The organism is Aquabacterium sp. A08, assembly GCF_011742065.1.
Genome location: NZ_JAAQQT010000570.1, coordinates 1 through 13,633, shown reverse-complemented (window position 1 = coordinate 13,633; position 13,633 = coordinate 1). Strand labels below are relative to the sequence as shown.

Sequence of the window (13,633 nt, the reverse complement as noted above, 5' to 3'; positions counted from 1 at the left end):
CGGTCCAGCTGGCTTTGGGCCTGCACGCTCTGGCGTGCGCGGATGTTTTCGGCGATCTTGTTGTCGACGCTGTAGATGGCGTCGGCCCGGTTGAACTGGGCGCGGGCGTTTTGCAACTGCAGGCGGGCCAGGTGCAACTGGGTCACCACGGCCATTTGCATGGCCATGCGGCGCTGGTCGGCCAGGGCCACGCCGGCCTCGGCAAACTTGATCTGGGTGGGGCCGGTCAGCAGGTTGAACAGGTTGAACGAGAGTTGCAAGCCGGCTTCGTTCCAGTTGTTGTGCACCAGGTATTCATCGCTGTCGTACTTGACGCTGTAGTTGAACGACAGGTTGGGGAACAGCCGGGTCATGGTTTTGCGCACTTCGGCGCGGGCCACGCGGCCGTTGTAGTGCTGTTCGCGCAGGTCGGCGTTGTTCTCCAGGGCCACGGCTTCCAGCTGGGCCATGGGGGTGGTCAGCGGGGTGTCGTGGCTGAAGTCCCCGCCGGCTTCGGCCAGTGTGATGGATTGGCCCACCGGGGCGTTGATGAGCGAGGCCAGCTCGACCTGGGCAGTGGACAGCTCCTGCGAAATGGCTTCCAGCAAGCGCAGGTTTTCCAGCAGCTGACGCTGGTAACGTAACGAATCGAGCGGGCTGCGCAGGCGCTCGGCCTCGGCCTGGCGAGCGTCGGTCAGGGCTGCTTCGGCCATTTTCTGCGTGGCTTGCACCTGGTCGCGCAGTTTCTGGGCGCTGACCGCACGCCAGTACACGGTGCGCACGTCTTGCATCAGCACGTGCATGGCCTTGCGGCGTTTCTCGGCGGCAATCAGCACCCGGTCGGCCGCCTGCTTGGCGGAGGTCTGGCCCACCATCACGTCCAGCAGGTTCCAGGTCAGGCCCAGATCGGCTGTGCTGTGGTCGGCGGCTGAGGAGTAGGAGGACGTGGTCCTGTCCATAGTGCCGACATCGCCGTAAGGCGACACGGGGTTGTAGCGCTGGCTGAACGTGGCGCGTTCGCGGCTGCGGTCAGAATAACCAGCCTGGGCCACCAGTTTGGGCAGCATGTCGAACCGGGTCACGTCGAGTTGCTGGAGCGCGATCGACTCTTCCATGAGGCGGGCGCGGCGGTCGAGGTTGTATTTGAGCGCGCGGGCCATCGCTTCGTCCAGCGTCAGGGGGCCGGTCACCGGCTCCACGCCCTGGCGCATGGCGGCCGTGTCGGCCTGGTTGGTTTGAACCAGTTCTGGAGCCTCAATGGCCTTGGGCGCCAGGCTGCCACAGGCCGCCAACACCGCGACGGCAGCCGCCACGGACAGCAGCTTGAAGCCGCGTTTGCCATTGATGGAGAGGATTTGTGAGTGGCTCATGACACGCTGTGGATGAATTGAACGGTTGATTTGGTGAAAGTAATATTTTTGCATCAAAAAACTCTTTTTTACTGTAACCGCACGCTCCGCACGGCACCATGCCCAAATGGGTAAGACATAGGAGACAACGGCCATGACAAGACCGGCTCAAGTTGGGCAACAATGGCAGCCCATCACACCAAGCCGTCGACCATGAAACGACAAGACTTCCGCTTTTTCCACCGGCTGCGCGTGCGCTGGGCCGAGGTGGACATGCAAAAAATCGTGTTCAACGCGCACTACCTGATGTACTTCGACGTGGTCATCACCGAGTACTGGCGCGCCCTGGCCCTGCCGTACGAAGACGCGATGCACCAGTTGGGCGGCGAGTTGTACGTGAAAAAGGCGTCGGTGGAGTTCAACGCCTCGGCGCGCATGGACGACACGCTGGACATCGGCATGGCCTGCACCCGCCTGGGCAACTCGTCCATGACCATCACCGGCGCCATCTTCCGGGGCGAGGAACACCTGATCACTGGCGAGCTGATTTACGTGTTTGCCGACCCGGCCACGCAGACCTCGCGGCCGATCCCGCCCGGCCTGCGCGCGCTGGTGCAGGGCTTTGAGGCCGGCGAAGCGGTGTTGGCCGTGCGCACCGGCCCCTGGGCCGAGCTGGCCGAGCCGGCGGGCCAAGTGCGCACCGCCGTGTTTGTGGAAGAACAGGGCATTCCCCGCGAGGAGGAGTGGGACGCCGCCGACGAGGTGGCGCTGCACGCGGTGGCGCACAACCGGCTGGGCCAGGCCGTGGCCACCGGGCGCTTGCTGCCGGCCACCGACGGCGTGGGCAAGATCGGACGCATGGCCGTGCACCGGGTGTTGCGCGGCACCGGCGTGGGCCGGCACATTTTGCTGGCACTGATGGACGCGGCCCGCGCCCGGGGCGACCACAGCGTGCGTTTGAGCGCCCAGCGCACCGCCGAAAGCTTTTACCGCCGCCTGGGCTACCAGCCGGTGGGCGAACCTTACGACGAGGTGGGCATCCCCCACCGGTTGATGGAAATCCGCCTCTGAACGCTGGCGTCCAGCGGCCAGTGGCTGGCCACGGGCACGGCGTGTGGGGCGGATTGCACGGCGTGGGTCCACTCCTGCAGTTCCAGCGCGGGGCCGTCTGCGCCCAGGCTGCACCGGGCGATCAGGCTGCTGCGCGTGCCGTAGCCGTGCGCGGGCAGGTGCACGAAGGTGCTGCTCAGGCCGCGCTGCCAAGCGTCGGCGGTCGCGTCGGGGGCAGGGCGGGCATCGAGCAGTTGCCGCAGCAAGGGGGCGTGCCAGCCGTCTGGCGCCGGCCCGGTGCGCAGGCGGGCGTGTGCCGCGCGCACCGCCGCGCGCAGGGCCAGGGTTTTGGGCCAGGGGGTGTCGAGGTGGGCATTGGACAGGCCGTACACCCCCGGGCCCAGCGATCGGCCCGTCCAGCCGGTGGGCAGGCCCAGGTCGCTGCTTTGGGGGGCTTCGGCCGTGGGGCGGTTGCTCAGCCAGACCCAGGTGGCGGTGTGCAGGTCGCCCAACACCAGGTTGAAGCCGTTGTAGGCGGCGGGGTGGGTGCGCGCCACCAGGTCGCGCCAGTGCGGGGTGTGCCCGGGCCCGTCCAGCCAGTGCAGCGGCAACTCGCCCCGGCTGCGCGGGGCCGACTCGGGCCCGCGGGGGCGCACATTGGTCAACATCGCCACCCGGCCGTGCGCCGAAAACCCCAGCCAGGTACCGCCGGCTTCGGCGTCACGGCCGGCCCAGATGGGGGTGCCAACCGGGCTGTGCCAGCGGTCCAGCGGCTGGGTGGGGCGCTGCCACCATTCGTCGCGGTTGGACGCCAGCAGCAGCGGGCAGGGACCGGTGCCGCCCAGGGCGAAGGCGATCAGGCACATGCCCGCAGGCCTCAGACGTCGGCCAGCAGCGGGTAGGGCAGGGGCTGCAGCGCCAACGGCGGGCCGCTGGGGCTGCCCAGCGTCAGCGGCTGGCCGTCGGCGGCGCTGGTTTGCATCGACACCACCGCGTCCCAACCGGCCACCGGGTGCGGGGCGCTGGCGGCCACGGTGCCGCAGGGCTGTTCGGCGTCCGAGGGGTGGAACACCTCCTGGCCCACGGCCATCGGCGCGTCGGCATGCACCGGGTAGGCGCGGCGCTTGAGCGTGCCGCGGTATTGGCTGCGGGCCACCACCTCCTGGCCGGGGTAGCAGCCTTTCTTGAAGTTCACCCCGCCCACCGATTCGTAGTTCAGCATCTGCGGCACAAAGGCCTCGAACACCGGCGCGGTGACCGCGACCACGGCGCTGCGCACCTCCAGCCACTGCCAATGGGCCAGCGCCAGCGCAGGGCCGGCCGGGGTCGGGCCGTTGACCGGACCGCAGGCCAGCGCGCGTGCCAGGCCTGCGGCGTCGGGCAGGCGCACCCAGTCCAGGCCGTCGATGGTCTGGTGGCTCCAGGCGGCGGCAGGCAGGGCAGGGGGCACGTCGGCTCCGGCCACGCCGTACAGGGCCAGTTCGTCGCCAGCGGGCGCGAGCTTGACCTGGGCGCGCAGCACAAACATGCCCAGCCGCTTGAGGGTCTGGGCCCGCAGGTCGGGGGCGCAGACCAGCACGATGTCGTCGTGCGCGCGCTTGAACGCCACGAAGCTGGCCTGCATCCGGCCCTTGGCGTTGCAGAACGCCGCCAGCCGCGCTTCGCTCAGGCCCATCAGGGCAAAGTCCTGTGTCAGCTGCCCGTGGAGGAATTTGGCGGCATCGGCCCCGTGGGCACGCAGCAGGCCGCCGCCGTCCAGGCGCACCACGCCGCGCAGGGTCTGGGCATCGAAGGTCGGGGGGCTGGCAGGGGTGGGCAGGCTCATGGGGCAGTCACTTATCATCAGGGCCTTGTATTTTCACCGAGGTCCCGAGTCCGTGTTCCGATTGTTGAAATGGTGGCTGACGGCCGCGCTGGTGCTGGCGGTGGCGCTGGGCACGCTGGTGGCCGTCTGGCTGCACCGGCCGCTGGCCTGGCGCTCGGGCGACGCGCCGGTGCTGGACGTGACCGTGCCGGCCGGCGCCAGTGCCCGGGCGGTGGCGCAGGCCGTCGCCCAGGCGGGGGTGGACACGCCCGTCTGGGCCCTGCACGCCTGGTTCCGGCTGTCGGGGCGGGCCCGCGACATCAAGGCCGGCAGCTACGAAATCACCCCCGAACTGGGCCCGCGCGCGCTGCTGGACAAGCTGGTGCGCGGCGAGCAGGCGGTGCGCCGCGTGACGCTGGTGGAGGGCTGGAACCTGCGCCAGGTGTTGCAAGCGCTGCGCAGCGCCGAGCACCTGCAGGACGACCTGCCGCCCGGCACCTCGCCGCACGCACTCGCCCAGGCCTTGGGCCTGGCGGCCCGCCACCCGGAGGGGCGGTTTTTCCCCGACACCTATGTTTACCCCAAGCACGCCACCGCCAGCAGCGTGCTGCGTCAGGCCGCGCGCGCCATGGACCAACGGCTGGCCGAGGTCTGGGCCGAACGTGCGCCCAACCTGCCCTTGCGCGGACCGGACGACGCGCTGGTGCTGGCCAGCATCGTCGAAAAGGAAACCGGCCTGGCCAGCGACCGGGAGCAGATCGCCGGCGTCTTCATCAACCGCCTGCGCATCGGCATGCGGCTGCAAACCGACCCGAGCGTGATCTACGGCCTGGGCGAGGGCTTTGACGGCCGGCTGCGCCGCCGCGACCTCGACACCGACACGCCCTACAACACCTACACCCGCGCCGGCCTGCCGCCCACGCCGATTGCCATGCCGGGCACCGCCTCGCTGCGGGCGGCAGTGCGCCCGGCCGACACGCCGGCCTTCTATTTCGTGTCCCGCGGCGACGGCTCCAGCCAGTTCAGCCAGACCCTGGACGAGCACAACGCGGCCGTGCGCCGCTACATCCTGAACCGCTGAGCGCATGCACACCGACCCCACGCCGCCGCGCGGCCGTTTCGTCACCTTCGAGGGTATCGACGGGGCGGGCAAGTCCTCGCACATTGGCACCCTGGCCGCCCGGCTGCTGGCCCAGGGCCGCGCCCTGACGCAGACGCGCGAACCCGGTGGCACCCCGCTGGCCGAGCGGCTGCGCGAGCTGCTGCTGCGCGAGCCCATGGACCCGCTGGCCGAAGCCCTGCTCATGTTCGCCGCCCGGCGCGACCACCTGCAGCGGGTGATCGAACCGGCCCTGGCGCGCGGCGAGGTGGTGTTGTGCGACCGCTTCACCGACGCCACCTTTGCCTACCAGGGCCATGGCCGGGGTTTTGACCTGACCGTGTTGCGGCAGCTGGAGCAGTGGGTGCAAGGCCCCGCGCCGCAGCGCCAGCCCGACCTGACCCTGTGGTTCGACCTGCCGCCCGCGCAAGCCGCCGAGCGCCTGGCGGGCGCCCGCAGCCCCGACAAGTTCGAGGCCCTGCCTCTGGATTTTTTTGCGCGGGTCGCGGCCGGCTACGCGGCGCGGGCCGCCGCCGACCCCGGCCGTTTCGTGCGCATCGACGCGGCCCAGCCCCTGGACGCGGTGTGGGCCCAGGTGGAAGCCGCCTGCCGCGCGCGGGGGTTGTTGGCATGACCGCGCTGGCCCCCTGGCTGCAAACCCAGCTGACCTGCCTGTTGCAGCAGCGCGGCCATGCCCTGCTGCTGGCGGGGCCGCCCGGTCTGGGCCAGTACCCGCTGGCCCTGGCCCTGGCCCGTGGCTGGCTGTGCGAACGGCCCAGCGCCCAAGGCGCGTGCGGCCAGTGCGGAGCCTGCCACGCGGTGGACGTGCGCACCCACCCCGACCTGTTCGTGCTCATGCCCGAAACCCTATCGCTCGAACTGGGCTGGCCGCTGGACGAGAAAACCCAGGACAAGATCGACAAAAAAGAACTGAAGCCGAGCAAGTTCATCCGGGTCGATGCCACCCGCCAGGCCGTGGCCTTCAGCCAGTTCACCCGCTCGCGGGGCGACACCAAGGTGGTGCTGATCTACCCGGCGGAACGGCTCAACACCGAAGCCGCCAACACCCTGCTCAAAACCCTGGAAGAGCCGGCCGGGGCCTTGCGTTTCGTCATCGCCACCGAGGCCGCCCACGCCCTGCTGCCCACCATCCGCAGCCGCTGCCAGACCCACGAACTGCACTGGCCCGACACCGCCCAGGCGCTGGCGTGGCTGCAAGCCACCGCCGCCGCGGACCCGGCGCTGGCCACCCAGCGCCCGAGCACGGCCGACCTGCAGACCTGGCTGCGTGCCGCCGGCGGCCGCCCCGATGAAGCCCTGGACTGGTTGCGCCTGGGCCCCGCGCCCGGCCTGTGGTCGCGCCTGCCGCGGGCCATTGCGGCCGGCGATTGGTCGGCCCTGAGCGGCTGGACCGCGGCGCGGCAAATGGACGTGCTGCAAAAGCTCTGCCACGACCTGATGGTGCGCCAGGCGGGGGCCGAGCCGCGTTTTTTCGCCGCGCCCGACCTGCCCCCGGCGCCCGCCCTGGCCGTGCTGGTGGCTTGGCAGCGCGAGCTGCAAGCCGCCGCCCGCACCCTGGAGCACCCCTACAGCGCCGCCCTCATGCAGGAGGCCTGGGCCAGCGCCGCCCAGCGCGCGCTGGCGCTACACTAGGCCCACATGAGCACCGCCGACGCCACCGCTGCGGCGCGCCCGACAGTGATCCAGTTGTCGATCAAGGAAAAGGGCGCGCTGTACGCCGCCTACATTCCGCTGTTTGCCGAAGGGGGCATCTTTGTGCCTTCGGTGCGCGAATACCAGTTGGGCATGGACGTCTACGTGCTGCTGACCCTGCCCGACGACCCGCAGCGCTACCCCGTGGCCGGCAAGGTGGCCTGGATCACCCCGGCCGGCGCCGCCGGTTCGCGCTCGCAGGGCATCGGCATCCGCTTCCCGGCCGACGAGAAATCCAAAATGCTCAAGGCCCGCATTGAAGAAATCCTGGGCGCGCACCTGGCCTCCGACCGCGGCACCCAGACCGTCTGAACCCACCCGCTGCATGTTTGTCGACTCCCACTGCCACCTGAGCTTCCCCGAACTGCGCGCGCAGTTGCCCGAGATCCTGCAGGCCATGGCCGCCGCGCAGGTCGATCGCGCCCTGTGCATTTGCACCACCATGGAAGAATTCGACGCGGTGCAGGGCCTGGCCGCCGAGCACCCCCACCTGTGGGCCACCGTGGGCGTGCACCCCGACAACGAAGGCGTGCGCGAGCCCACGCTGGACGACCTGCTGGCCGGCGCCGCCCGGCCCAAGGTGGTAGGCATCGGCGAAACCGGGCTGGACTACTACCGCCTGGGCGACCGCAGCGTGGCCGACATGGAATGGCAGCGCGATCGTTTCCGCGTCCACATTCGGGCCGCGCGGGCCACCGACCTGCCGCTCATCATCCACACCCGCAGCGCGTCCGACGACACCCTGGCCATTCTGCGGGAAGAGGGCGGTCTGGCCTCGGCCGCGGGCGGTGTGCAGGCGCCGGCCCGTGGCGTGTTCCACTGCTTCACCGAAACCGCCGAGGTGGCCCGGGCCGCGCTGGACCTGGACTTCTACATCTCGTTCTCGGGCATCCTCACCTTCCGCAACGCGGCCGACCTGCGCGACGTTGCCCGGCTGGTGCCGCTGGAGCGTTGCCTGATCGAAACCGACAGCCCCTACCTGGCCCCCGTGCCTCACCGGGGCAAAACCAACAGCCCGGCCTATGTGCCGCACGTGGCGGCCCAGTTGGCCGAGCTCAAAGGGTTGCCGCTGGAGGCCGTGGCCCGCGCCACCAGCGACAATTTTGAACGCCTGTTCAACCGCGCGGTCTGACGCGCATGTCCCGCACCCACGTTCCCGCCCACGCCAGGCCGGCGCCCCATCCGTCACACCCCATCCAACCGCGTGCGGGTTCCCGCTGGCGCACCTGGCTGGTTGCTGGTCTGTTGTCGCTCGGTGCCGGCGCCTGGGCGCAGTCGGGTTCCTACGACGCGTTTTTCACCGCCATTGCGCGCGACAACCCGGGGCCCTTGCCAGCCTTGCAGGCGCGGGGTTTTGACTTCAACAGCCCCGACCCCACCCTGCAGCCGCCGCTGGTGCTGGCCCTGCGGCGCGAGTCGTGGCGGGTGGCGCATTTCCTGCTCGGTGTGCCGGAGCTCGACGTCGATGCCCGCAACCCGGCCGACGAAAATGCCCTGATGCTGGCCGCCATCAAAGGGCAGGTCGACCTGGTGGAGCGCCTGCTGCAGCGCCAGGCCCAGGTGAACAAACCGGGCTGGGCCCCGTTGCACTACGCCGCCAGCCACGTCGGCCCGGCGTCGCTGCCCATCACCCGCCTGCTGCTGGAGCGGCACGCTTACATCGACGCGGCCTCGCCCAACGGCACCACCCCCCTGATGATGGCGGCGCGTTACGGCCAGGCCGCGGCCGTGCGCCTGTTGCTGGAGGAGGGCGCCGATCCGCTGCTGCAAAACCAGCAGGGCCTGACGGCCGTGGACTTTGCGCGCCGCGCCGAGCGGCCCGACATCGTGGACGCCATCGCCCAGGCCATCCGCGACCGCCAGCCCAAAGGCCGCTGGTGAGCCGCGGCCGGCGCCTGGCCGGCCCGCTACGTGCAATTACGTAAAGACGCTGGGGGCATTTGCCTGTCCAATCCCATCGGTACAACCTTGGCTTTGGAGACGACATGGCACACAAAGACACCCGCGACATCCTCGGCGGGCTCGCAATGCTGGCCCTTGGGCTGTTCGCCGCCTGGTACGGCAGCAGCGAATACGAGATCGGCGACCTCAACCGCATGGGGCCGGGCTACTTCCCCATGGCCCTGGGTCTGCTGCTGGCCGCGCTGGGCCTGTTCATTGCGCTGCCGGCCTTCTTCCGACGCGGCGAACCCATCCACATCGAATGGAAAACCTCGGTGCTGGTCATTGCCAGCATCGTCGTGTTTGCCGTGCTGCTCAAAGGCTTGGGGCTGGTGCTGGCCGCCGCCCTGGCGGTGCTGGTGTCGTCCCTGGCAGACCGCGAAATTTCCTGGCGCAACCGCCTGCTGGTGGCGGTTGGTGTGTCGGCCATCACCTACCTGGTGTTTTCTGTGGGGTTGAGCATGGTGCTGCCGGTCTGGCCCTGGAGCCAGTGACGCGTCACCGCTGCCGAACACCTTTTCCTGACCCCTTACGGAACCCCACACCATGGACATCGCAAACGGACTTCTGACCGGCCTGGAAGCGGCGCTGCAGCCGATGACGCTGTTGTACTGCTTCATCGGCGTTTTCATCGGCACCCTCATCGGCGTGCTGCCGGGCATCGGCGCCATGGCGACGATTTCGCTGCTGCTGCCCATCACGTACCACATCCCGCCCACCTCGGCCATCGTCATGCTGGCCGGCGTGTACTACGGCGCGCAGTACGGCGGCTCCACCGCCTCCATCCTGCTCAACCTGCCGGGCACGCCGTCGTCGGCGGTGGCCTGCCTCGACGGTTACCCCATGGCCAAGCAGGGGCGGGCAGGGGTGGCGCTGTTTATGACCACCATCGCCTCGTTTGTCGGCTCCATGCTGGGCATTCTGGTGTTGGTGCTGTTTTCCCCCAGCATCGCGGAACTGGGCCTGAAGTTCGGCCCGGCTGAGTACTTTTCGATGATGCTGCTGGGGCTGGTGGCGGCGTCCAGCCTGGCCTCGGGCTCGCCGGCCAAGGGCATGGCCATGGTGGTGCTCGGCCTGCTGCTGGGCACTGTGGGTACCGACGTCAACTCCGGCGTGGCCCGCTTCGACTTCGGTGTGCCGGAGCTGATGGACGGCATCAACCTGGTGGCCCTGGCCATGGGGGTGTTCGGCATTTCCGAGGTCATCGGCGGCATCAACCAAAAGCGCGAAGGCGAGGTGAAGGAATCCATCTCCATGCGCTCCATGCTGCCCACGCGCAAGGAGTGGAAAGACTCGGCCCTGCCCATGCTGCGCGGCACCGGCATCGGCAGCTTTTTTGGCGCCTTGCCCGGCACCGGCGCGTCCATCGCTTCGTTCTTCTCGTATGCCGTTGAAAAGAAGATCGCCAAAGACCCGAGCCGCTTCGGCAAGGGCGCCATCGAAGGCGTGACCGCCCCCGAGGCCGCCAACAACGCCGCCTCGCAAACCGCCTTTGTGCCCACCTTGTCCTTGGGCATTCCCGGCGACGCGGTGATGGCGCTGATGCTGGGCGCACTCATCATCCACGGCATCCAGCCCGGGCCCTTGCTGATGACGCAGCAGCCCGACCTGTTCTGGGGCCTGATCGTGAGCTTCGGCATCGGCAACATCATGCTGATGATTCTGAACCTGCCGCTGGTGGGCATGTGGGTGGCCATTCTGCGCATCCCCTACAACGTGCTGTACCCGGCGATCCTGGTGTTCATTGCCCTGGGTGTGTACAGCGTGAACAACAACACCTTCGACATCCTGATGGTCGCGGGCATAGGCGCGGTCGGCTACCTGCTGGCGGTGCTGAAGTTTGAGGCCGCACCGCTGATGCTGGGCTTTGTGCTGGGTCCACTGATGGAGGAAAACCTGCGCCGCTCGCTGCTGCTGTCGCGCGGTGACATGATGACCTTCATCGACCGCCCGATCAGCGCCGGCTTCCTGGCCTTCGGTGGCGCCATCGTGCTGTGGACGGTTTGGACGTCGTTGAAGTCCGCGCTGCGCGAACGCGAGCGCCGCCAGGACTTTGGCGAGGCCCCCTGAGGCGCTGCAGCTTTTGACGAGCCCGGTTCGCTGGGCTTTTCGAAAATTCCATCACTATCTACAATGTGCATTATGTAAAGTCGGCAACCGACGAAGAACCGCCCGCAGAGGCGGTTTTTTCATGGCTTCTCGCCTGTGCAATACCCGACAGAATCTGTCGGTCATTTGTAGGGAGAAAACAACATGAAGCGCATAGATCAGTGGTCGTGGAAGATGCCGCGCGGTGTGCCGCCGCTGTCGGTGATGCTGGACGATCTGAGCAACCCGCCGCCTGTGGTGCTGGCCAGGTGCTTTGGGGTCAGCGAACGGACGGTGCGCCGCTGGGTGAGACATGACAGCGCACCGCGGCCTGTGCTGTTCGCGGTGTTCTGGCTCACCAGCTGGGGACGGCAAACGGTGCACCTGGAAGCAGAGAACGCGGCCAGGATGCACGCGGGCCTGTACGAGTGCCTGCGGCGTGAGAATGCCGCGTTGATGGCCCGTATTGGGCGGCTGGAGGCTCTGGGCGACTTTGGCAGCGCGAACCTACCGCACTTCACGGCGAAGTCGCTGCAGGTATGGGGCTAGAGCTGGCCGTCGGTGTACAGGGCCTCGAATCTGCGCTTGGCCCTGATGTGGTGGTTGCCGCACTCAACAAGCGCTGCGCCTGTGGCCTGGTCGCAGTGGTCGGGGCGCTTGTAGAACTTGGCCCAGGCGTCGGCTTTCCGTTGGGCCTCGTCTTGCTCAACGCGCAGAACTTCCTGTTCAAAGCGCTGCGCTGAAGCTGCAGCGCGGATGCGCTTTTGACGCTCGAGCTCGGCCTGCTCTCGACGTTGTTCTTGTTCGCGCTGCAGGGCTGCTTTCTGTGCTTGCTGCTGTCGCTGAACTTGCTGCAGGTAGGCCCTCGCCTCTTGCTCTGCCTGGTGCTGGCCCCAGGCAATGAAGGCCACCAGTGCGAATACCGCCAACAAGATGCCGCCGGCGACACCGAAGGCAATGTGCCAGCCGGTGAGCCCTTGGGGCTTGGGTTTGGTGAATGAGAACTCTTGGGGCCGGTTGTCGGGCCTGAAATCGTCGTGCACGTTGGCTACCTCCCTGGCCGGGCAGTGTAGCGAATGTGAGGAATTTCATAGTCAGAGCGCTGCGCGCTGGGGGCGCTCGCCGCGCGGCGTTTCCTGTCCGTGAATCTGGGCGGGCGTGCACCGTTTCCCTGATTTCCTCGCCTCTTCGGCCAACGCTACCCCGGCTCGTCAGCCCTACAGGGGGTATTCATAAGGCTGCGCCTTACAAAGCTTCCCCCTTCCGGTCTGCCGTTCCGGGGTGGCTTATGGCACGGCGATGAACTCAGGGAAACGGTGCAGGCATAGGCCAGCTACACGGACAGAAAACAGATTTTTGAACCGGCTCCGAATCTAGGGACCCGGTACACCGAAAGGCAAAAACCATGATCGCAACGAATTTCAGGAAGTACCCAGACGCGCAGCTGGCACAGCTTGAACTCGACCTGTCGGGCGTGGTGGATGCGTCCGATGAACAGCGGACAGCGTTCTGGGAGTGGCTGATGAAGACTGCCACGGTGCTGGAGTTGCCCGCCCTGCCCCGTCCAGCATGGCTCTGTTGCACAAATCCACCCCAATCAGCTGCTAGGCTCGCAGCATGAGTGAGAGCAAGCGCCCCAGGGGCAAGTACAAGACGACGAACTGGGCCAGCTACAACGCCTCACTCAAGGCACGCGGGTCACTGACGGTCTGGTTGGACAAAGGCATGCAGTGGTACGCCCCAGCCACCGGCAAGCGGGGTCGCCAACCCATCTTCTCCGATGCCGCCATCCAGTTCTGCCTGAGCATCAAGAGCCTCTTCAGCTTGCCCCTGCGCCAGAGCCTGGGAATGGTTGAAAGCCTGCTGCGACTGGCCGGTCTGGACTGGAAGGTGCCGGACTTCAGCACCGTGTGCCGACGTCAGAAGCACCTGAGCGTCAAGCTGCCCTACCGACCGAGCACCACCGCGTTGGACCTGTTGGTCGACAGCACCGGCATCAAGTTCCTGGGTGAAGGTGAATGGAAGCGCAAGAAGCATGGGGCGGACTATCGGCGCCAGTGGCGCAAGGTGCACCTGGCCATTGATGCCCACACACTGGATATCCGGGCCATCGAAGTCACCGACAACGGCACGGGTGACGCACCCATGCTGCCTGAACTGCTCAGCCAGATACCCGCAGATGAGCCGATTGCCAGCGTGGGCGGTGACGGAGCCTACGACACCAAGGCGTGTCATGCGGCGATAGCCAGACGCAACGCCCAGGCCATCATTCCCCCACGCAAGAACGCCCGGGCGTGGAAGAACAACCAGACGGGGGCCGCTTCACGCAACGAAGCCTTGCGAGCGTGCCAACGGCTGGGACGACGAATCTGGAAGAAGTGGATTGGTTACCACCGGCGCAGCCTGGTGGAGACGAAGATGAACTGCTTCAAGCGGCTGGGCGAGCGGGTGATGGCCAGGACGTTTGAGCGTCAGGTGACGGAGTTGCACATCCGTGTGGCCCTGCTCAACCGGTTCAGCCAACTCGGACGCCCGGTGACGGTGGCCGTGGCCTAAGTCCGTCTGGGGTTGGGGTTACTGCGTTCGCCCGGGCCTTTGTGCAACAACGCC

At 67.8% G+C, this 13,633-nt stretch carries 15 protein-coding genes; 11 read left to right on the top strand and 4 right to left on the bottom strand.

The genetic code is table 11. The features are described 5' to 3' along the window. Positions 1 to 1,349: TolC family protein (locus tag HA630_RS06730; protein WP_166833534.1), on the bottom strand; the 1,349-nt coding region annotated here is incomplete at its 3' end. 192 nt (positions 1,350 to 1,541) lie between these two features. Between HA630_RS06730 and HA630_RS06725 the strand changes: the two genes are divergently transcribed. After that, a complete protein-coding gene (locus HA630_RS06725; RefSeq protein ID WP_166833532.1) occupies positions 1,542 to 2,399 on the top strand; it encodes a YbgC/FadM family acyl-CoA thioesterase in 858 nt (285 codons plus the stop codon). Here HA630_RS06725 and HA630_RS06720 read toward each other — a convergent pair. Beyond that, entirely contained in the window at positions 2,351 to 3,244 is an 894-nt protein-coding gene (locus tag HA630_RS06720) for an NRDE family protein (RefSeq protein WP_166833530.1), read from the bottom strand. The genes HA630_RS06725 and HA630_RS06720 overlap by 49 nt on opposite strands. Positions 3,245 to 3,255: 11 nt before the next feature. After that, positions 3,256 to 4,203, bottom strand: coding sequence for a folate-binding protein YgfZ (locus HA630_RS06715; protein WP_166833528.1), 948 nt, complete (start codon positions 4,201 to 4,203; stop codon positions 3,256 to 3,258). Between the two features lie 64 nt (positions 4,204 to 4,267). Between HA630_RS06715 and mltG the strand changes: the two genes are divergently transcribed. The 9 genes from mltG to HA630_RS06670 all read left to right on the top strand — a co-directional run bounded on the left by mltG (position 4,268) and on the right by HA630_RS06670 (position 11,572). Beyond that, positions 4,268 to 5,263 carry an endolytic transglycosylase MltG gene (gene mltG, locus HA630_RS06710; protein WP_371809219.1) on the top strand — a complete coding sequence of 332 codons (996 nt, stop codon included), beginning with the start codon at positions 4,268 to 4,270 and terminating at the stop codon, positions 5,261 to 5,263. Positions 5,264 to 5,267: 4 nt separating this feature from the next. Next, positions 5,268 to 5,915, top strand: coding sequence for a dTMP kinase (gene tmk, locus HA630_RS06705; RefSeq protein WP_166833524.1), 648 nt, complete (start codon positions 5,268 to 5,270; stop codon positions 5,913 to 5,915). After that, positions 5,912 to 6,934, top strand: coding sequence for a DNA polymerase III subunit delta' (locus HA630_RS06700; protein WP_166833523.1), 1,023 nt, complete (start codon positions 5,912 to 5,914; stop codon positions 6,932 to 6,934). Before tmk ends, HA630_RS06700 begins: the two co-directional genes overlap by 4 nt. A gap of 6 nt (positions 6,935 to 6,940) precedes the next feature. Beyond that, a complete protein-coding gene (locus HA630_RS06695) occupies positions 6,941 to 7,306 on the top strand; it encodes a PilZ domain-containing protein (RefSeq protein ID WP_166833521.1) in 366 nt (121 codons plus the stop codon). A 13-nt stretch (positions 7,307 to 7,319) separates the two neighbouring features. Then, positions 7,320 to 8,126 (top strand): TatD family hydrolase, encoded by an 807-nt coding sequence (locus HA630_RS06690; protein WP_166833519.1) that lies wholly within the window; start codon positions 7,320 to 7,322, stop codon positions 8,124 to 8,126. A 113-nt stretch (positions 8,127 to 8,239) separates the two neighbouring features. Next, on the top strand, positions 8,240 to 8,875 hold the full coding sequence (locus tag HA630_RS06685) for an ankyrin repeat domain-containing protein (protein WP_243855373.1): 636 nt from the start codon (positions 8,240 to 8,242) through the stop codon (positions 8,873 to 8,875). Between the two features lie 104 nt (positions 8,876 to 8,979). Beyond that, positions 8,980 to 9,429: a tripartite tricarboxylate transporter TctB family protein gene (locus HA630_RS06680; RefSeq protein WP_166833515.1), complete on the top strand. Its 450-nt coding sequence runs from the start codon at positions 8,980 to 8,982 to the stop codon at positions 9,427 to 9,429. A 52-nt stretch (positions 9,430 to 9,481) separates the two neighbouring features. Beyond that, positions 9,482 to 11,005, top strand: a complete 1,524-nt coding sequence (locus HA630_RS06675; protein WP_166833513.1) for a tripartite tricarboxylate transporter permease — start codon at positions 9,482 to 9,484, stop codon at positions 11,003 to 11,005. A 183-nt stretch (positions 11,006 to 11,188) separates the two neighbouring features. Then, positions 11,189 to 11,572, top strand: a complete 384-nt coding sequence (locus tag HA630_RS06670; RefSeq protein WP_166833511.1) for a hypothetical protein — start codon at positions 11,189 to 11,191, stop codon at positions 11,570 to 11,572. On the opposite strand, the gene HA630_RS06665 is transcribed toward HA630_RS06670, so the two are convergent. Beyond that, positions 11,569 to 12,066, bottom strand: a complete 498-nt coding sequence (locus HA630_RS06665) for a hypothetical protein (protein WP_166833509.1) — start codon at positions 12,064 to 12,066, stop codon at positions 11,569 to 11,571. The two genes, HA630_RS06670 and HA630_RS06665, sit on opposite strands and share 4 nt — an antisense overlap. Before the next feature lie 574 nt (positions 12,067 to 12,640). Between HA630_RS06665 and HA630_RS06660 the strand changes: the two genes are divergently transcribed. Further along, positions 12,641 to 13,579: an IS5 family transposase gene (locus HA630_RS06660; protein WP_166833507.1), complete on the top strand. Its 939-nt coding sequence runs from the start codon at positions 12,641 to 12,643 to the stop codon at positions 13,577 to 13,579. The last annotated feature ends 54 nt before the right edge of the window (positions 13,580 to 13,633 follow it).